The sequence below is a fragment of the Mycobacterium sp. URHD0025 genome (assembly GCF_000426065.1).
Lineage (GTDB): Bacteria > Actinomycetota > Actinomycetes > Mycobacteriales > Mycobacteriaceae > Mycobacterium.
In genome coordinates this window covers 19,981-39,120 of the sequence record NZ_AUEQ01000017.1, presented here as the reverse complement: position 1 = coordinate 39,120, position 19,140 = coordinate 19,981, and the positions used below count along the sequence as shown (strand labels likewise).

14 protein-coding genes and 1 pseudogene are annotated in these 19,140 nt (G+C 62.9%); 3 read left to right on the top strand and 12 right to left on the bottom strand.

Features of this window, described 5'->3' with window-relative positions:
* Window positions 1-10 precede the first annotated feature (10 nt).
* The 3 genes from H977_RS0125355 to mtf2 form a co-directional block, all read right to left on the bottom strand.
* Window positions 11-241: an MbtH family protein gene (locus H977_RS0125355; protein ID WP_029110487.1), complete on the bottom strand. Its 231-nt coding sequence runs from the start codon at window positions 239-241 to the stop codon at window positions 11-13.
* A gap of 545 nt (window positions 242-786) precedes the next feature.
* Window positions 787-1,032 carry a hypothetical protein gene (locus tag H977_RS0125350; protein WP_029110486.1) on the bottom strand — a complete coding sequence of 82 codons (246 nt, stop codon included), beginning with the start codon at window positions 1,030-1,032 and terminating at the stop codon, window positions 787-789.
* A 68-nt stretch (window positions 1,033-1,100) separates the two neighbouring features.
* The gene (gene mtf2 / locus H977_RS33890) at window positions 1,101-1,919 is read right to left on the bottom strand and encodes a fatty-acid O-methyltransferase Mtf2 (RefSeq protein ID WP_051289069.1); all 819 of its coding nucleotides are present in this window, start codon (window positions 1,917-1,919) and stop codon (window positions 1,101-1,103) included.
* 111 nt (window positions 1,920-2,030) lie between these two features.
* On the opposite strand from mtf2, the gene H977_RS0125340 reads away from it, so the two are divergent.
* Entirely contained in the window at window positions 2,031-3,284 is a 1,254-nt protein-coding gene (locus H977_RS0125340; protein ID WP_029110485.1) for a glycosyltransferase, read from the top strand.
* A gap of 12 nt (window positions 3,285-3,296) precedes the next feature.
* On the opposite strand, the gene H977_RS33885 is transcribed toward H977_RS0125340, so the two are convergent.
* The 5 genes and pseudogenes from H977_RS33885 to H977_RS0125315 all read right to left on the bottom strand — a co-directional run bounded on the left by H977_RS33885 (window position 3,297) and on the right by H977_RS0125315 (window position 8,997).
* Window positions 3,297-4,061, bottom strand: a complete 765-nt coding sequence (locus H977_RS33885; RefSeq protein WP_502691204.1) for a TylF/MycF/NovP-related O-methyltransferase — start codon at window positions 4,059-4,061, stop codon at window positions 3,297-3,299.
* Window positions 4,062-4,226: 165 nt separating this feature from the next.
* Window positions 4,227-5,009, bottom strand: a pseudogene (locus H977_RS33880) (TylF/MycF/NovP-related O-methyltransferase); the annotation flags it as partial.
* Between the two features lie 184 nt (window positions 5,010-5,193).
* Window positions 5,194-6,462: a glycosyltransferase gene (locus H977_RS0125325; RefSeq protein ID WP_029110484.1), complete on the bottom strand. Its 1,269-nt coding sequence runs from the start codon at window positions 6,460-6,462 to the stop codon at window positions 5,194-5,196.
* A 31-nt stretch (window positions 6,463-6,493) separates the two neighbouring features.
* Complete coding sequence (locus H977_RS0125320) at window positions 6,494-7,294, bottom strand: TylF/MycF/NovP-related O-methyltransferase (protein WP_029110483.1); 801 nt, start codon at window positions 7,292-7,294, stop codon at window positions 6,494-6,496.
* Window positions 7,295-7,740: 446 nt separating this feature from the next.
* On the bottom strand, window positions 7,741-8,997 hold the full coding sequence (locus H977_RS0125315; RefSeq protein ID WP_029110482.1) for a glycosyltransferase: 1,257 nt from the start codon (window positions 8,995-8,997) through the stop codon (window positions 7,741-7,743).
* A 488-nt stretch (window positions 8,998-9,485) separates the two neighbouring features.
* Between H977_RS0125315 and rfbA the strand changes: the two genes are divergently transcribed.
* Window positions 9,486-10,352 carry a glucose-1-phosphate thymidylyltransferase RfbA gene (gene rfbA, locus H977_RS0125310; RefSeq protein WP_029110481.1) on the top strand — a complete coding sequence of 289 codons (867 nt, stop codon included), beginning with the start codon at window positions 9,486-9,488 and terminating at the stop codon, window positions 10,350-10,352.
* Between the two features lie 7 nt (window positions 10,353-10,359).
* Here rfbA and H977_RS0125305 read toward each other — a convergent pair whose 3' ends face one another.
* Complete coding sequence (locus H977_RS0125305) at window positions 10,360-11,268, bottom strand: sulfotransferase family protein (protein WP_036477191.1); 909 nt, start codon at window positions 11,266-11,268, stop codon at window positions 10,360-10,362.
* 907 nt (window positions 11,269-12,175) lie between these two features.
* On the opposite strand from H977_RS0125305, the gene H977_RS0125300 reads away from it, so the two are divergent.
* Window positions 12,176-12,514 carry a hemophore-related protein gene (locus H977_RS0125300; RefSeq protein WP_019348667.1) on the top strand — a complete coding sequence of 113 codons (339 nt, stop codon included), beginning with the start codon at window positions 12,176-12,178 and terminating at the stop codon, window positions 12,512-12,514.
* Between the two features lie 107 nt (window positions 12,515-12,621).
* On the opposite strand, the gene H977_RS33875 is transcribed toward H977_RS0125300, so the two are convergent.
* Genes H977_RS33875 through H977_RS0125285 form a run of 3 tightly spaced genes read right to left on the bottom strand, consistent with a single transcriptional unit; the run spans window position 12,622 to window position 18,855 of the window.
* Window positions 12,622-15,549 (bottom strand): MMPL/RND family transporter, encoded by a 2,928-nt coding sequence (locus H977_RS33875; protein WP_036477162.1) that lies wholly within the window; start codon window positions 15,547-15,549, stop codon window positions 12,622-12,624.
* 7 nt (window positions 15,550-15,556) lie between these two features.
* Window positions 15,557-18,439: an MMPL/RND family transporter gene (locus H977_RS0125290; RefSeq protein WP_036477160.1), complete on the bottom strand. Its 2,883-nt coding sequence runs from the start codon at window positions 18,437-18,439 to the stop codon at window positions 15,557-15,559.
* Window positions 18,436-18,855 (bottom strand): MmpS family transport accessory protein, encoded by a 420-nt coding sequence (locus tag H977_RS0125285; protein ID WP_029110478.1) that lies wholly within the window; start codon window positions 18,853-18,855, stop codon window positions 18,436-18,438. The genes H977_RS0125290 and H977_RS0125285 overlap by 4 nt, the downstream gene beginning before the upstream one ends.
* Window positions 18,856-19,140 lie beyond the last annotated feature (285 nt).

The following is a 19,140-nucleotide window of genomic DNA, read 5'->3' as shown; positions in this document are numbered from 1 at the left end:
CAATGACGATTCAGCGCTGAATAGACCCGTCCCGCGCCAACCGCTCGCGCAGGCTCTTCGGTCTGATGTCCGCCCAATTCTGCTCAATGAACTCCAAGCAGTCAGAACGGTTCGCTTCGCCATAGACCTTCCGCCACCCTGCGGGCACCTCGGCAAAGCTCGGCCACAAGCTGTGCTGCTCCTCGTCGTTGATCAAGACGTAGAAGCTGCCGTTGTCGTCGTCGAACGGGTTAATGCTCACGTTTCTCCAGGCTGGTCGGTGACTTCGCAAAGATATCGCAAACATACGGGAGGCCGCATCGCGCGGTTCCCGGTTTTCCACAACTCTGACCAGCGGTTACGCACAGCGAACTCTAGGTAGTATCGCTAATCAATTAACTGGAGTTTCAATATCATGTGTTTTTGTGAGGTCATCATCTTTTGACGAAAGCGTCACGCTATTGCGTATTCAGCGACACTGTGAATTTTGTGTGGTCTCACGGCCGGCAACCGGACGCCAAACTCGAATGGTTCCGGAAACCGCATTAACAGCAAATATGGCCTTCTCCCGAGGCCGAGACGGAAAAGGCTCCAACGCATTGAATTCAATTCTTCGATGCGGGGACGCAGAGATTAGCTGAAACTCGATGAAATAGGAGATCCCCCAGCCCACAGGCTGGGGGATCGGGCAGGTATGTGATTGCCAACCGCGACGTGGCACGCCACTGCGGGCGGACGCCCGCCGGCCGGCGACGCGACCAACCCTCAACCCGGGTCAGACAGCACAGCTATAGCAATGTGGGGAGGCTACTGATCGTCCTGTTCGGCGCTGTCCTGCGACGACTGAAGTGCCGACGAACCGGTCGGCATCAGCATCACGAACACCGGCACCTTGAACTTCACTCCACCGCCAACCGGCATCCGAATCGCCAGGGAGACGACCTCGAGCTCGAGGCGCCTCCCTCGCTGGGTCTCCATCTCGAGGTGACCGGGCAAGCGCTTGGGCGTCGCCAGCCAATCCAGGCCACGTTCGATCGACTCGAGGAGATTCATGCACTCACCATACCTGCGAGCAAAGAGCCGGCGCGGTGAGTCGAGGCCGATGCGCGGGCGCCTGACGGCTAATTACGAGGCTGGGCACCATGATTCGATGAAGTACCGGTGTTCTGGAAGGAGTACATCCGGTACTCCGAGGTTCCGCCGGGCCGCAGGCTCTCGCAGGCCTTCCGTGCCGGTGAGAAGCGCCGCGTAAGTCCACGTAGCGGCCGTGGTGCGACCCGATCGATCACGTACTGCCACTGCTGCATGCTTTTCTCCATCCCTCGCACCACATCGGCGCTGATCGTCCGCTGTGACATCACCCGGAACGGCGCGTCCGCGAGCGCCTCTTCCCAGGCGGGAATATCGCCCAGGAGACGGGCGTCCGTGTACAGGAAATAGCCATCCGGGCGCAGGACGCGGCTGACCTCGCTGAGGAACTTCGGGAATTGCGGATACAGATGTGAGGATTCGACGTTGATCACCGCATCGAAGGTGTTGTCGGCAAAGGGAAGTTCCTCTGCATTGCCCTGCACGAACTCCAGATCCTTTAACTTGTGCCGCTTTTGGCAAAAGGAGATGGCGGACGGATTGAGGTCGAGGCCCGTGTAGGACGCCGGGTGCAACGTTCGCGCCAGGTACGACGCACCGCCGCCGTGACCACAACCGACCTCCAGCACCCGTTTCCCCTGGATATCCACTTGCGTGGCGGTTGAGTGATAGAGCTGGATGAAGTAGCGATTGCGTTCGTCGGAGTCCGAAAGGGGCACTCCCATCGCCGGATCTTCCTCGTACCCATAGTTGAGGAACACCACGTCCTCGGCCTCGAGCTTGCGAGTGGCGTACGGGTAGATGAACTTTTGCACATACTGCGCCAGCTTCTCGTTCTGGTTCTTGATCATCCGGTCACGAGATTCACGTACGCGATCTTTGAGGTCCATAAGCTAACTATCGCAAAGTCGAAGGACGGTAAGGTCAACTACGCGAGATATCAAGTGAAAGGCTAGGGCCGCATGAGATTTGCGCTGGCATGCTATGGAACTCGCGGTGATGTCGAACCGTCGGTCAGCGTCGGGCGCGAACTTCAGCGCAGGGGCCACGATGTCTCGCTGGCCGTTCCTCCGGATCTGGTCGACTTCGTCCAGACGGCCGGACTCGAAACCGTTTCCTACGGGCCGAAATTGGAGGACTTTCTGCAGGATGACTTCCTGCGCAACTTCTGGACCCGGTTGCCGCGCAATCCCGTCGGCTCCCTGCGTGAACTCTGGGCACCCATCGCCCGCCATTGGCAGGAGACGAGCGAGACGCTGGTGGAACTGGCTGCCGGTGCCGATCTGTTGTCCACCGGGCTGAACTACGAACAGTCCGCCGCCAATGTCGCTGAGTACTACGGCATCCCGTTGATCGCGCTGCACCACTTCCCGATGCGCCCCAACGGTCAGTTGATTCCGGCGCTGCCGGCGCCTCTGGTCCGTTCGGCAGGCGCGGTGTCCGAGTGGCTGATGTGGCGAGCCACCAAGACGGCAGAAGATGCGCAGCGCCGAGACCTGGGCCTGGCCGCCGCCCGCACTCCTTCACCGCGACGGATGGCAGAACGCGGGGCGCTGGAGATCCAGGCCTACGATTCCGTCAGCGTTCCGGGCCTGGAAAACGAGTGGGCGAAGTGGAACGGACGCCGGCCCTTTGTCGGAGCGCTGACACTGGGGCTGTCGACAGATGTCGACGACGAGGTCTCGTCCTGGATCGCCGGCGGAACTCCGCCGATCTGCTTCGCCACCGGCAGCATCCCGGTCGAGTCGCCCGCGGCGACGATCGAGATGATCGGAACCGCCTGCGCCGAGCTGGGGGAGCGGGCGTTGATCTGCGCGGGCGGCACCGACTTCGGCGACCTCCCCATCGCCGACCACGTGCGGGTGGTCGGCCCGGTCAACTACGCCGACGTCTTTTCTGCCTGCCGCGCGGTCGTGCACCACGGCGGCTCGGGAACCACGGCCGCCAGCCTCCGAGCCGGTTCACCCACGCTGATTCTCTGGAGCTCGGCCGATCAGCCGTACTGGGGCAACCAGATCAAGCGGCTGAAAGTCGGTACCGCACGGCGTATTTCCGCCACCAGCCGGGAAACACTGGTGGCGGACCTGCGCCGCATCCTGAGCCCGGACCATGCGGCCCGGGCTCGCTCACTCGCCACGCGGATGACCAGCCCGGGCGACAGCGTCCTCAAGGCCGCCGACCTGTATGAGCAGGCCGTGCGGCGAAGCACGCGATGACCCGGCCGGAGTTCAGCCGGGTTCGCTGGATTGCGCACGTCCAGCGGACACCGGTGGTGGGCTGGACTGCTCGGGCGGCTTGACGAGCAAGCCCTGACCGGTGGGCAGCGCACATATCTGCACCCCGAGTTCACGCGCCACCTCGTCCATCGCGATGCGCTGGTCATCCCGCCCGCGGTTGGCGTAGTCATCGAGCAGCACGAGCGCGCCGGGGGACAACCGTGGCCAGAAGTAACGCAGCGTCGCGGCTTCTGGTGGGGCACAGTTCATATCGATGTGGAGGAATGCGATGGTCTTCGCCTCCACCTGCTCGAGCGTCTCGGGCACCGCGCCGACGACGATTCGCTGGTTCTGCCACTGAGCGAAGTTGGCCCGGACGCTGTCCACCGAACTTCCGTAGATTCCGAAGTCCAACGCCGCCTGGTTCTTGACCAGCGCGCCGGCCTGACGCTCGCCCGCGGTGACGAACCTCGGGTCCATGCCGGCGAAGGTGTCGAGCAGATAGAACATCTTCCCCAACCGGTCCCAGTCGAGGTACTCCATCACCGCACTGCTGAGGAAGCCGTGGCTGACACCGCACTCGACGAAGTCGCCTTCGACCCGGCTGGCGGTGGCAGCCGCCCACAGCCCCACGTGCACGCGCCAGTGCCAATGATGGATGTCCTTGCCGCCCAGCGCGAGAACCCCGCGCTGGTAGGCCCGCTGGAAGGCCGGATCGTCCATGAACGCATGGCTGTTGAAACAGATCAAAGCGTCGTCGGAATACACATCCGGCAGCACCTTGCGAGGGATCCAGTACGCCGTGCGTAGCGCGGCCCACGCGATCCGAAACTTGATCGGCCACTTGTTCGCCACAGGTGCCACCGTCGTGATCCGTCCGCGGCTGCTCTGAGCCACCAGGGACGGTTGTCCGTCCGACTCATCGCGCCGGCCTGTCCGGTCTGGTGGCTTGATCAGCAAACCCTGACCGGTGGGGAGGGCACAGATCGAAACGCCAAGTTCGTCGGCCACCTCGTCCATCGCGATGCGCTGCTCATCGCGCCCCCGGTTGGCGTAGTCATCGAGCAGGACGAAGGCGCCGGGGGACAGCCGCGGCCAGAAGTGCCTGAGCGCCGCCACTTCCGGTGGGGCACAGTTCATGTCGATATGCAGGAAGGCAACTGTGTCCGAATCGACCTCATCGAGCGTCTCGGGCACGGCACCGACGACGATGCGCTGGTTGCGCCATTGGGAGAAGTTGGCCCGGATGCCGTCCACCGAGCTGCCGTACATTCCGTTACGGACGTGCTCTTCGCTCTTCTCCAGGGCGCCGGACTCCCGCTCACCAGCGGTGACGAAGCGCGGGTCGAGACCGGCGAAGGTGTCGAGCAGATAGAAGGTCTTCCCGAGCTGGTCCCAGTCGAGATGCTCCATCACCGCACTGCTCAGAAAGCCATAACTGACACCGCATTCGACGAAGTCGCCCTCGATCCTGCTGGCGTTGGCGGCGGCCCACAAACCTACGTGCACCCGCCAATGCCACTGGTACCAGTCCGTATCGCCAAGTGCCTGCGCTCCCCGTTGGTAAGCACGCTGGAAGTCCGGATCATCCATGAACGCGTAGCTGTTGAAGCAGATCAACGCGTCGTTGCTGTAGACATCGGGCAACAGTTTGCGTGCCAGCCAGTATTCGGCGCGCACCGCCTTCAGCCACAGCTGGGTGCTGAGTTTCAGCCCTTCAGACATGGGCGCCACCGTGGCAACGGCGCGTGAAGGACAGGTGACGATGCGTCCCCGTCCCGCTGGATCGAGATTCGTCAAACATGTCGGCTCACAAGATGTTCAGGGAACTGTCGCTGGGACAGATCGGATCGGCTGCGTTCGGGCGTCGCACTCTCATGCCCGGGTCTTCGGGCGGTGGTTGTCGGTCTCAAGCCGAACACCTCTGGCGGGCATAGCTTTCGATCAGGTCGGCGGTTCGGGCCACACTTTCTGTGGCCGGGACCATCCGGGCGGCCACATCACGCGCACGGGCAGCGCACGCAGGGTCGAGGACCTTACCCAGATCAGCAACCAGCGTCTCCTTCGTCGTACTGGAGAAGCTTCGTACCGCACCGACATTCAGCAGTTTGACGCGGGACGCCCACACCGGCTGTACCCCGTCGATCCACAGCACCAGGGTAGGCACGCCCGCGCGAAGACTCGCCGCCAGCGTTCCGGCCCCACCGTGATGAACAGCCGCGCGGCAGGCGGGGAAGACCGCGGCGTAGTTCACCGCACCCACCACCTTCACATGGTCATGGTGCGGGACGTCGCTGTAGTCGCTCCAGCCGGAGCACACCAAGGCGCGCTGACCGAGCTCAGCGCACGCCGATGCGATCATTTCGACTGTGGCAGCCGGAGATTCCACCGGCATGCTGCCGAAACCAAAGCAGATCGGCGGTGTTCCCTCCGCAATCCACGACGAGACCTCCTCGTCTGCCTCGGTCGCGAGCTCCATCGTCAACGTACCGACGAACGGTCGCTCATCGCGCCACTGGGCCCACTCCTCGGCCAGTCCTGGGAAACACACCTCGTCGTACGCCTGAACCTCGAGTGCTCCGCGGGCCGCGATGCGTCGAGACACCGGCCCCGTCGCCTTCGGCAGACCCAGCTCACGACGCTGGGCGTCTTCGACCTTCTTGTTCAACCGCCACCCGAACCAGTCGTACGCCCACATCGCCGCACGCGCCAGCGGTCCCGGCAACCTCGAGAGCAACTTGCCGTTGACCCGCACCGGAGTGTTGTGCAGCGTGGCGAACGGAATGTCGTGATATTCGGCGACATTGGCGGCAGGTTCTTGATAGCTCTGGCCGGCGAACAGCAGATCGGCACCCGCGGCCAGGGAAGTCAGCGCTGCGCTCATCTGGGTCCATGACCGATCGCTGAGATCCCACATCTCCCGCCACAACCGCCTGAGCTCGCCCACCCGCCAGAACCGGTGGAAGAAGCAGGTCCAGAAGTCACGGTAGACACCAAGCCAGGCCTGGGTGTCCAGACCGTACGGAACCGCGACCAGCCCCGCGCTCTCCGCGAACCCGACCAGATCAGGCGGAACGGCCATCCGCACGTCATGCCCTCGTCGCATCAGCTCACGGCCGGCCGCGATCGAAGGTTCGAGATCTCCGCGGGTTCCATAGGCTGCCAGGACGAGTTTCATTGCTGATCCCTGCCTTTCAGGTGCGATGGGCTCATTCCTTGCGCCAGAGCACCCCGGTGCCGTCGATCTCGACAATCTCGGCCGAGATTCCGTGCCTGGCCCGGAAGTCCGTCACCGCCTTCCGGCAGCCTTCGATCGCGTGATAGTCGTCGATGATGCAGAAGCCACCCGGAGTCAGCCGGGAGTAGAGGCCGTCGAGCGCCTGGATCGTGGATTCGTAGAGGTCGCCGTCGAGCCTCAAAACCGCGATGCGTTCGATCGGCGCATCGTGAAGGGTGTCCTTGAACCAGCCGGGCAGGATGCGAACCTTCTCATCCAGCAGTCCGTAGCGCGCGAAGTTCGCCATGACATCCTTCTGCGACACCGCCAGGATGGGCGCCGCCAGATGCAGCTTGTCGCCTTTGTCGGCCTGGTAGTTCGCGGCATCCGGCGCAGGCACGCCTTCGAACGAGTCGGCGAGCCACACCGAACGGCTTTCGTCGCCGTAGGCCGCCAGGACCGCACGCATGAGGATCGAGGCGCCACCGCGCCAGACCCCGCATTCGACCAGATCGCCCGGGATGTCCTCGGCGATCACCGTCTCGACACAGTGCTGCAAACTCGTCAGCCGTTTCATGCCGATCATCGTCAGCGCATCAGCCGGCCAATCCAGACCCAGATCGCGCTTGTGCGGATCGAACGGCCGCTTGCGGACGAGCACCAGGTTGCCGAGCTTGAAAATTGGGCGGTGTAGCCAGTTCCACCCCACCGGCACCAATTCGTCGACCCCGTACCTGGTGAGGTCCTGGCGGAGCAGGTCCAGGTATGCAGATCGGGTGTCGTGATCTGTCACGGTCAAGAAACTGCCCCCTAACTCGGTTGCTGATCAGGCCCTGAGCCTAGCCTCCCGGCAGCGTCTCAAGTGCATTTCGGATACGACCAATGTCCTTGCCGGTCTGGCACTTTGGCAAATCGGCGGGGAATTTGTCGGCGTAATGCAAAAGACGCGAATTCGGTCGCGCGCGGATCCCCCTCGATTATGTGGGGTGATACCCGGTTCCGGCGCGAGCTGGCAAAGAAACCCCTGTCCAAGATCACGATCTCGACCCATCGGAGTCAGTGCGCCGGCCAGGTTCTTTGTCGCATCGAAAACGGCACGCCAAGGCCGCGCAGGCCACTGCGGCGTCTCCTGACGGCCCTCGCCGCAAACCATTCAGGCGATGGGCGACGGCGCCCGCACACCGGCAGATAATTGACGTCGACGGCACTGGATGCTGACCGGCGGAAATTAGCTGCTCATCAGCCTTTGACGAAGCGCTCGAGCAGATCCGCGGCTTTCGCCACGCTGTCGGGAGGAGAGGTCATCCGGACCGCCAGTTCACGTGCCCTCGCCGCATACTCGGGGGACAGGATGCGGCGCAGATCCGCCACCAGCGTTTCACCACTGGTTGTCGAAAACCGCCGCGCGGTACCGACTTTCAGTCTCTTGAGCTGATTGCCCCACACCGGCTGATCACCCACCGACCAGAGAATGAGGGTCGGCACGCCGGCTCTCAGGCTCGCCGCTGTCGTGCCAGAGCCGCCATGGTGCACGACCGCTCTACTGAGCCGGAAAACCTCCGCGTAGTTCACCACGCCGACCACTTTCACGTGATCGGCCACCGGGATGCCGGTCAGGTCGGTGCCCCCGGCGCAGATCAACCCCCGCTGTCCCAGTTCTGCGCAGGCGGCAGTGATCATCGCGACTGTATCGGCCGGGGACTCAACAGGAATGCTGCCGAACGCGAAGCAGATCGGTGGTGGGCCCGATGCCATCCACGCGGCCACGTCGTCATCGGCCCCGGTGGACAACTCCATCGTGAGGGCGCCGACGAACGGACGTCGTCCGTTCAGCTTCGACCACTCCGCCGCAAGGCCCGGTACGCAGGCTTCGTCGTACGCCTGGATCTCCAACACGCCCCGTTCAGCCATCCTTCGTGGCGATGGGCGGGTTGCCTTCGGTAAGCCGAGTTCGCGCCGCTGCGCATCCTCGTGCCGCTTGGTCAGCCGCCAGGCCAGCCAGTCATAGGCCGTCATCGCAGTGCGGCTCACCGGAGGCGGCACAATCGGAAACAGCTGACCGTTGGGCCGCCACGGCATGGTATGCAGTGCGACCAACGGGATCCCGTAGTACTCAGCGACGTTGGCCGCAGGCTGCTCGTATCCCACGGCGGTGGTCAGCACATCGGCACCGTCGGCGAACGACATGAGGGTGCGGCTCAGCTCGGCCCATTGTTCGGTGACGGTCTTGAGGGCTTCCCGGCACAGCACGACCAGGTCCTGAACTCGCCAGAAATGCCGCGCCCATGTCGTCCAGAGGTCGCGATAGCCGTCGAGCTGCGGCTCCACCTCCAACCCGTAGCCGATCGCAGGCAGGCCCGCCGCCTCGACGAACCTCACCAGGTCGGGCGGTACCGCCATCCGCACGTCATGCCCGCGGCGCAACAGCTCACGTCCCACCGCCACGGAGGGCTCGATGTCCCCCCGCGTCCCATAACTCGACAGTGCGATCTTCATGAAGCGCTGCGACCCCCTCGGCGTCGACATTAGTGGACTCACATACCGATTGGCGGCTCCGTTTCCGAATAATCCACGCCGCCAACGGCTTCTGTGACGGGCCGCCGAGAGAATTTCAATTCGGCCGACAAATTTCGCTAATCGGCAAACATGGGAAAGACGCGCCGTGGCGGCCTACAACCAACCTGCGCCATTCGTATCAGCAAATTTCGCTCAGGCGGTTACCGGCAACCGTCCTCGACGCCACCTTGGCTCGGGGGAGTGCTCCACGCGCCCACGCCGAGGGTTCGGGGACCGTACGGCGAGCGCCGCCGCCCATTGCACCGATCGGGACCACGCGGCACCGGGCGTCCGCCGCAAACCATTTCGTCGCCATTGCCGCGCGGGCACGATAAGGTGGCGTGCGTGTTGCGCGGCGACGATCCGTAACGCGTCCTCGCAGCCGCCGAACTCAGCGAATCCATTGTTTTCCAGGTGTAAGGGCACGCATGCGCGGAATTATTCTCGCCGGTGGTTCCGGCACACGGCTGCATCCGATCACAATGGGTGTCAGCAAGCAGTTGCTTCCGGTATACGACAAACCTCTCGTCTACTACCCGCTGTCCACACTGATAATGGCCGGCATCCGCGACATCCTGTTGATCACCACAGCGGCGGACGCCCCGGCGTTCGAACGACTGCTGGGCGACGGCTCGGCGTTCGGGGTGAGCGTGAGCTATGCCGTCCAGCCCCAGCCCGAGGGGCTCGCACAGGCCTTCATGATCGGCGCCCAGCACATCGGCAACGACACTGTCGCGCTCGCCCTCGGCGACAACCTTTTCTACGGGCCAGGCCTGGGCACCAGCCTGACCCGCTTCCAGAACGTCAGCGGCGGAGCAATTTTCGCGTACTGGGTGGCCAATCCATCCGCCTATGGCGTGGTCGAGTTCGGCGCGGACGGCACCGCGCTGTCCCTGGAGGAGAAACCGGCCACGCCCAAATCTCACTATGCGGTTCCGGGCCTGTACTTCTATGACAACAACGTCATCGAGATGGCCCGCTCGCTGCGCAAGTCTGCTCGCGGCGAGTACGAGATCACCGAGATCAACCAGCTGTACCTGAACCAGGGGCAGCTCTCGGTGGAGGTGCTGGCCCGTGGGACCGCCTGGCTGGACACCGGAACCTTCGACTCCCTGTTGGACGCCAGTGACTTCGTTCGCACCATCGAGCGCCGCCAGGGTCTGAAAATCGGTGTGCCCGAGGAGATCGCGTGGCGCGCGGGATTCATCGACGACGATCAACTGGCCGCCCGGGCCCGGCAGCTCCCGAAATCCGGGTACGGCGACTACCTGCTGGAACTCCTTCAGCGCACGTAGCGGGTGTTCAGGCCCATGTCCCCCGGCGTCCGTGGAGGAGCGCGACGCCTTCGAACAGAGGCTTGATGAAGGCCCGGGAGAACCGGTAGCGACGGTTGAACTGACCCTGGAAATCCTGTATCGCCGTGCGGAATCCATTCTCGCTGGCCCGGAACTCCTCGAAGACGCCGTCCAAGGCGGATTCCTCCCACGGCTCGTCGCGGGCCGCAGCGCTCAAGGCGTTGTAGGCCACGGACAGCCAGTCCGTCCCGAACGGCTCGATGAGCGGACCGCGTTGGCGTTGGTGACGCATGTCCTTCGCCAAGAACTTCTCCACCGCGACCTGGTCGCCGGTATCCAGATCCAGGGCAAGGCCGTGGGAGATGCGCTTGATCTCCCGGCTCCAGTCGTCGAGAAAGTTCGAGTAGTCGACGAACACCCTGGGCAATCCACGTGTCTCACGCTCAGCCAGCAGGTTGTACTTCAGCCACAGGGCGCTCGTCAGCTGGGGTGAGGCGTTCATCAGTTTGGCGAGCGACCCGATGACCTCCTGCGGATCGCGCACGGCCAACACCGCCGCGATGTCGTACCCCGCCTGATGCGCCGCGTCGAACCACATTCGCGCCAGCACCGAGATGTGCAGCACCTTCACCACCACCACCCGAGCGGCCGGCAACGTCTGCAGGTAGTCCCTGATCTTCGCGGTGAAGGCGGTGGTCTCTTCGGCGCTCAACCCGCCTTCCTCCTGGAGCCGCAAGGTCGGGTCGAAATAGCTGCTGCCGTGGCGGTACAGAAACTTCTCGTTCAGATACAGCCCGGCTCGGGGCTCCCAGTACCCGCGCTCATTTCCGCGGTCGGCTCCCATCATCCCGCCGGGCAACCCGGCACCGCACAGCGAAAGCACTCGGGTCAGTGCTGAGGTCCCGGATCGTCCCATGCCCAGTACGAACAACACCACTGAGCGGTCCGGGTTCGGCTTGGGCTCGTCCGGCGCACTCACGAACACTTCTCCGCGCTCAATATCGAGTGGGAGCCAGAAATACTCGACTCGAGCAAGAGGTTCGTCAATTCAAGCGCAGCATTGACCATCAGGTTCCCCCGTCCTAAATCTCTCCGACTGTACGTATCCCGACCAAACGTGAAAGCCGCTGCGGCACAGACGTTAGCCCGGCTTCGATGTTGAAAACAAGGCTTCACCACGAGAATTCCGTTATTTAACCGGGACGCAAAATGCGCTGCAGGCAGGTCACGATCAGCAATCCGAAAGCAGGGAGAATTCGGTTACATTGGCTGACCCGACACCCGATCGAGATCGCAAGTGGTTATAGCCGCGACCGCTGCCCGCGAGGCTTTGCCACACCAGGGCCATACGACGGTCTTCCTTGTCTCGGTGGGCGGGCTCCGCACCGGACCCGCCGCCTCAACCTGCTGGTTTTGATCTGTTCTCCGACATGGCTCCGGAGACGGCGCTTTGCACTGCGCGGCCCTGGCGTTGCTCGTGGTTCCCCGGAAGACGCCGCCGACCCCCGCTCGGCCACCACTCGGGTTCATCTCGCCGGCACGTTGTGAAATTCTTCTCACGCCACGCCAGCAACTTGATGACATCCGCTCTTGCCGCGTCTGTACTGGGAAAGACGCGCCCGACACCGTTCTCGGGAAATATTGCGGAATATCGCCCTGCCCGGGACGTAACACGGATGAATCAGAACCAGATATTCAAGGTGGGCGCCCGGCATAAAGTTTGGTATTGATTGATAAGTGGTAAATACCTCGACGGATCCACATCGGGCCTGAGGCGTCTCTGGACAATCAGAGTTTGAGCCACAGTTACCAGGAGGGGAAACATGAACAAACTTCCACTTACCAGGCTTGCCGCTGCCATCGGTGGTGCCGGCCTGCTGCTCAGCGCCGGAGCGGGTCTCGCGTCGGCCGAGCCCGATCTGGGGCCGTTGGTCGACTCGCCGTGCACCTACGATCAGGCGATTGCGGCGGTGCACGCCGAGAATCCGATGGCCGCGCAGTACCTCGACCAGTCACCACCCAACCTGCAGTTCCTGCGGGTGTTCTTGAGTTCCCCGAGGGATGAGCGGGTGAATCTGCTCAATCAGATCAAGAACAACCAGGGCGCAGACCAAGCCCTGCCCGTGTTCAAGCAAATGCTGACCAGCTGCGTCAAGTACTGACCCGGCACAGCAGAGCGTTGGGGCGTCGGCCACAGTGGCCGACGCCCCAAACTCGTTCTGGTGCAACCTTCTAGATCCTTGACCATCCGGGAGTTCCTCGGTGGCGGCTACTCGGACGTCCTGATCGGCTGTGTGACCGTATCGGGGGAGTCCTGGCCCAGCAGCGACCGCACTGCCTGCCGCGTGCCGTGTGGACGCAGCATGGAGCTCGCCGGACGCGGACGCACCCGCTGCGGCCACCAGAACCAGCGCCCTAGGAGGGCAGCAATCGACGGAGTCATGAACGAGCGCACAATCATGGTGTCGAACAGCAGTCCGAGGCCGATGGTGGTACCGATCTGACCGATGATCTGCAGGTCGCTGACGGCCATCGCCGCCATGGTGCACGCGAACACCACGCCTGCGGTGGTGACGACCTTGCCGGTTCCACCCATCGCCCGGATGATGCCGGTGTTGATGCCGGCAGCGATCTCCTCTTTCATCCGCGACACCAGCAGTAGGTTGTAGTCCGAACCCACCGCCAACAGGATGATCACCGACATCGCCAGCACCATCCAGTGCAGGTGTATGCCCAGGATGTACTGCCACAGCAGCACCGACAGCCCGAATGACGCACCCAGCGAAAGCGCCACCGTCCCGACGATGACCAGGGCCGCGACGAAACTCCGGGTGATGAAGAGCATGATGAGGAACACCAGGCAGATCGCGGCGATCCCAGCCATCCACAGGTCGTACTTGGATCCCTCTTGCCAGTCTTTGGCGGTGGCGGCCGCGCCGGCGATAGAGATCTTGCCGCTCGCCAGCGGGGTGCCCTTGAGCGCCTCTTCCGCCGACGTGCGAATCTGCTCGACGCGTTCGATGCCCGCCGGTGACTGCGGGTCACCGTTGTGGGAGATGATGAACCGCACCGATCGCCCGTCCGGGGAGATGAACGATTTCATCGCCTTCCGAAAGTCGGGGTTCTGGAACACTTCTGGCGGAAGGAAGAACGAATCATCGTTCTTCGCGGCGTCGAACGTCTGCCCCATCACGGCGGCGTCCTTGCTCGTCTCGTCCATCTGAGCCATCAGACCCGACATGGTGGTGTGCATCGTCAAGGTACTCAGACGCATGGTCTTCATGATCGCGATCATCTTCGGGAACTGGACCAGCAACTTGGGCATGATCGTGTCCAGCTCGTCCATGTTCTCGACCATGACCTGCAAGCTGTCGTCGAGCTTGTCGACACCGTCCATGGCGTCGAAGATCGACCTCAGCGACCAGCAGATCGGGATGTCGAAACAGTGTGGCTCCCAATAGAAGTAGTTCCGGATCGGCCGAAACATGTCATCGAAGATGGCGATGCTGCCGCGGAGATCTCGAGCGACCTCGTAAACCTCGTGGGTTCGCTGGACCATGTTGTGGGTGGTGGCGGCCATCTTCGACATCACGTCGTACGACTGCTGCATGGTGTCGATCATCACCTGCATGTCGGCAGCCTGCTGGACCATGTCGTCGATGCGTTTCTTCTGGAACTCCGTGGCTTGCACCTGACCCGCGCTCTGCAGGCTGAGCATGAACGGGATGGAGGTGTGGTCGATCGGCGTGCCCTCGGGCCGGGTGATGCCCTGAACGCGAGAAATGCCGCGCACCTTGAAGATTGCCTTGGCCAATCGGTTCAGCACGATGAAGTCGGCCGGGTTCCGTAGGTCACGATCGGTCTCGACCATCAGGACCTCTGGCGTCATCCGCGACTGGGAGAAGTGGCGTTCGGCGGCAGCGAATCCCATGTTGGCCGGAATGTCCCCGGGGATGTAGCGCCGGTCGTTGTAGCTCGTCTCGTAACCGGGCAGGGCGAGGAGGCCGACCAGCGCTGCCGCCAGCGACGCGACAAGGATCGGGGCCGGCCACCGAACGACCGCGGTACCGATTCCCCGCCAACGCCGAACCCGCAACGTGCGCTTGGGTTCCAACAGCCCGAATCGACTGGCCACCGCGATTCCGGCAGGCACCAGCGTCACCGCGACCGCCACCGCCACCGCCATACCGATGGCACACGGGATACCCATGGTTTCGAAGTACGGCAGCCGGGTGAACGTCAGACACAGAATCGCTCCGGCGATCGTCAGACCAGAGGCGAGCACCACCGGCGCGACCCCGCGATACATGCTGTAGTACGCCTGCTCCCGATCCTCGCCGGCCTGACGCGCCTCCTGATATCGGCCGAAAAAGAAGATGCCATAGTCGGTTCCGGCCGCGATGGCGAGGAACACCAGCATGTTGACGGCGAACGTGGAGAGCACGAAGACTTCGTTGGCGCCCAGAAACGCGACGATGGCCCGGGCTGCCGCCAACTCGATGCCCACCATGATGAGCAGCAGGATCACCGTGACGACCGAGCGATAGACCAGGAAGAGCAGGATGAAGATGATCACCACGGTTACCGCGGTGATCTTCAGGATCGACCGGTTTCCGCTGTGCTGCATATCGGAAGCCAGTGGCGCAGCGCCGGTTACGTAAACCTCCACGCCCGATGGCGGCGACGATCGGTCCACGATGTCGCGCACGGCGGCCACCGATTCGTCGCCCTGCGGTGTGCCCTGGTCGCCCGCCAGGTTCAGCTGGACGTAGGTGGCCTTGCCGTCCGGGCTCGTCACGCTCGATGCGGTCAGCCGATCGCCCCACAGATCCTGCACATGCTCGACGTGCTTCGGATCGCTTCTGAGCGCGCGGATCAACTCGCCGTAGTAGCGGTGCGCGTCGTCGTCGAGAGGTTGTTGTCCCTCGAGCACGATCATCGCTGAACTGTCCGAGTCGGACTCTTGGAAGTTGTGGCCGACGCGCTTCATCGCCAGTGCCGACGGCGCGTCCTTCGGCATCAGCGATACGGCGTTCTTCTCCGCGACCCGCTCGAGCGAGGGGATCGCAGCCGACCAGTCCCCACCGACCGACGCCAACGTCAAGATCAGGGTGACCGCCAGCCAGCCCACGATGATGAGCGGCGACAGCATCCGTACGGTGCGCGCGATGAACGGCGGCCGAGTTTTCTCAGTCATGCAGCCGCTAATCCCGCAACAACAAGTTGCGCACCAGCGGGCGCGGGCCCATCGGTCGCAACATGGCACTGGCGGGCCGCGGACGCACCTGCTGGGGCCACCAGAACCAGCGGCCCAGCAGCGCGGCGATCGACGGAGTCATGAAGGCGCGAACGATCAGCGTGTCGAACAGCAGTCCGAGGCCGATCGTGGTGCCCACCTGTCCGATCGTGAGCAGGTCGCTGACGATCATCGATGCCATCGTCGCCGCGAACACCAGACCCGCGGCCGTCACGACCTTGCCGGTGCCCGCCATGGCCCGGATGATGCCGGTGTTGATGCCCGCGTGGATCTCTTCTTTCATCCGCGAGACCAGCAGCAGGTTGTAGTCCGAACCCACCGCCAGCAGGACGATGACGGACATCGCCAGCACCACCCAGTTGATCTGGATCCCGAGGATGTACTGCCACACCAGCACCGACAGGCCGAACGATGCGCCCAGCGACAGCGCCACCGTGCCGACGATGACCAGCGCCGCGATGAAGCTACGCGTCATCAGCACCATGATCAGGAAGATGAGGGCCAGAGCCGTCACGCCCGCGATCATGAGATCGATCTTCGATCCGTCCACCAGATCTTTCACCCCCGCCGCGGTACCGGCCAGGTAGAGCTTGGAGCTCTCCAGCGGGGTGCCCTTGAGGGCCTCCTCGGCGGCGATCCGCAACGGCTCGACCCGGGAGATACCTTCCGGCGTCGCGGGATCGCTGCGCTGGGTGATCAGCATGCGCGCGGCTTTCCCGTCCGGAGACAGGAAGATCTTCATGACGCGCTGGAAGTCCTTGTTCTCCAGAACATCCGGCGGCAGATAGAACGAGTCGTCGTTGTTCGACGCGTCGAATGCCTTCCCCATGGCCGTGGCGTTGTCGCTGGATTCATCCATCTGGGTGAACAGACCGGACATGGTGCTGTGCATCGTCAACATCATGGTGCGCGTGCTCTGCATGGTCGCGATCATCTGCGGGAACTGCAGCAGCATCTGCGGCATGAGCATGTCCAGCTGATCGAGTTCCTTGACCAACCCCTGCATTTTGGTGGTCACCTCGTCGATCCCGTCGAGGCCATCGAATATCGATCTGATCGACCAGCACATCGGAATGTCAAAGCAATGCGGCTCCCAATAGAGGTAATTGCGCAGCGGCCGCCAGAAGTCGTCGAAATCTGCCATGTGGTCGCGTAACTCACCCATATCGGATTGGAGTTCATGGGTGGTGCCGACCATGCGGTGCGTGGTGCCGACCATCTGCTGCATCAGCTCGTACATGCGCTGCATCAGGCCGATCGTCGTCGACATGTCGTCGGCCTGTTTGACCAGATCCTCCATCCGCTCCTTCTGGAACGGGAGCGAAAGGCGCTGGCTGGCATTGGACATACTCAGCATGAACGGAATCGAAGAATGTTCGATCTGAGTGCCCTCGGGCCGGGTTATGGACTGCACGTTGGCAATTCCCGGCACCGCGAACACCGCTTTGGCCAGCTTGTTCAAGACCAGCAAATCGGTGGGATTGCGCAAGTCATGATCGGCCTCGACCAATAAGAGGTCGGGCGTCGTCATCTTCGATTCGGGGAAATGCCGGGAGGCCGCCGCGAACCCTTGATTGGCCGGAATGTCTTGCGGAATGTACTTCTGGTCGCTGTAGCTCGGGTTGTAGCCCGGCAGCGTCAGCAGCCCGATGAGGGCCACGGCCAGCGTGGCGAGCAGGATCGGGGCCGGCCACCGGACGATGGCGGTGCCGATGCGCCGCCACCGGCGGGTTACCACCAGCCGTTTGGGATCGAAGACGCCGAACCGGCTGCCTGCGGCGATACAGGCCGGCACCAGCGTGAGCGCGACCGCCACCGCGATCAAAATGCCCACCGCGCCGGGGATTCCGAGCGGCTGGAAGTACGGCAACCGGGTGAAACTCAGGCAGGCGATGGCTCCCGCGATCGTCACACCGGAGGCCAGGACCACTTTCGCGACGCTTCGATAGGCGGTGAAGTACGCCGACTCCCGGTCCTCACCGGACTGTCTGGCCTCCTGGTATCGGCCGGTGAAGAAGATCGCGTAGTCGGTTCCGGCCGCAATCCCTACCGAGACAAGCAGATTGACCACATACGTGGTGAGACCGACCCAGCCGTGCATGCCGAGGAAGGCGACGCATCCGCGGGCCACCTGCAGTTCGATGCCGACGGTGAACAGCAGGATGATGACGGTGATGAACGACCGGTAGAGCAGGAGCAACATCAGGAAGATCACCCCGACGCTGACCAGGGTGATCAGGATGACCGTGCGGTTACCGCTCTGCCCCATGTCTGCGACGATCGCTGCCGGTCCGGTCACATAGGTCTTGATCCCCGGGGGTGCTTCGGTGCGCTTGACGACGTCCTGGACCGCCTGGACCGATTCGTTCGCCTCGGCCTGACCGAAACTCCCGTGCAGGTTCAGCTGTACATACGCGGCTTTGCCGTCGGCGCTCTGGGCGGCACCCGCGGTGAGCGGATCGCCCCAGAAGTCCTGGATGTGCTGGATGTGCTTGGGGTCTTGCTTGAGCTGGCCGACCAGGCTGTCGTAATACTTGTGGGCATCGTCACCGAGGGGCTCCTCACCCTCCAGGACGATCACCGCCACGCTCTCCGAGTTCGATTCCTGGAACAGCTCGCCCATGCGGGTCATGGCCTTGACCGCCGGCGCGTCCGGAGGGCTCAGCGACACCGAATGGTCACGCTCGACCACCTCGAGGGGAGGGATGGCCACCGTCACCAGCACCGTGATCGCCACCCACCCCAGAATGATCAGGGGTGAGAACCGGCGAATCATCGACGCCAGCCGCGGCCTGGACGGTTGGTCTGTAGCCATAGTCTTCTCGCTCATGCAGCCTTCAGCAGACACGAGGTGAAGGCATTTATCTGATTAGAGGACTTCTCCGCCTTGACCTCATTGTCGACAGTTATGCGGCAGCCGATATTGCTACTGTTTCCTTGCGCCATGATGCTTCCGACGGCGGTGGTCTTGGTGATATCGAATTCCAGAGTCCAGGGCAGGCTGACTTTCTTTACGAACTGTGGATCGGCATTCACATCGAAATAGGCGATATCAGCCAGCGTGCCGGGAGGTCCGAACACCTCGTACGTGAGTTTCTTGGGGTCAAATGGCTTCGTGTCATTTATTTGTGTGTCGGCATATGTGGCGCGCTTGTCACTGCCAAAAATAGTGTGCAGCCTCGACACGGTGAACGCCGCCGCGGAGATCACCACAATCGCGAGTAACGGGATCCATAACCGCTTCAAGACCCTAAAAATCGTAGATCTCCTCCACTATCGCCGCACCCGGTAGAGATGCAGCGAATACGCACGACGCCTCACGGAGCCAGCTTGGTCGTTGAAGAGTAAACCATGTCCTGCTTCGGCTCATCAGCCTGTTCCTCGCAGCTTCACACGGAACTCTATAGCCGTACGCGGGCGTCAATATGCGTGCGAATTCGATTCAAAATTGTCGGCGTGTTTCCCATTTTCGGCCGGCGCGCATTGGGCAAAATCGTTACTTCCTCCCGCCAGGCCCTACGACCGCGGGCT

Coding starts and splice junctions, on each gene's coding strand:
- H977_RS0125300 (WP_019348667.1), top strand. CDS start 12,176: ATGAACAAACTTCCACTTACCAGGCTTGCCGCTGCCATCGGTGGTGCC.
- H977_RS33875 (WP_036477162.1), bottom strand. CDS start 15,549: ATGACTGAGAAAACTCGGCCGCCGTTCATCGCGCGCACCGTACGGATG.
- H977_RS0125290 (WP_036477160.1), bottom strand. CDS start 18,439: ATGAGCGAGAAGACTATGGCTACAGACCAACCGTCCAGGCCGCGGCTG.
- H977_RS0125315 (WP_029110482.1), bottom strand. CDS start 8,997: ATGAAGATCGCACTGTCGAGTTATGGGACGCGGGGGGACATCGAGCCC.
- H977_RS0125350 (WP_029110486.1), bottom strand. CDS start 1,032: ATGAATCTCCTCGAGTCGATCGAACGTGGCCTGGATTGGCTGGCGACG.
- rfbA (WP_029110481.1), top strand. CDS start 9,486: ATGCGCGGAATTATTCTCGCCGGTGGTTCCGGCACACGGCTGCATCCG.
- mtf2 (WP_051289069.1), bottom strand. CDS start 1,919: ATGATCAAGAACCAGAACGAGAAGCTGGCGCAGTATGTGCAAAAGTTC.
- H977_RS0125340 (WP_029110485.1), top strand. CDS start 2,031: ATGAGATTTGCGCTGGCATGCTATGGAACTCGCGGTGATGTCGAACCG.
- H977_RS0125305 (WP_036477191.1), bottom strand. CDS start 11,268: ATGGGACGATCCGGGACCTCAGCACTGACCCGAGTGCTTTCGCTGTGC.
- H977_RS0125325 (WP_029110484.1), bottom strand. CDS start 6,462: ATGAAACTCGTCCTGGCAGCCTATGGAACCCGCGGAGATCTCGAACCT.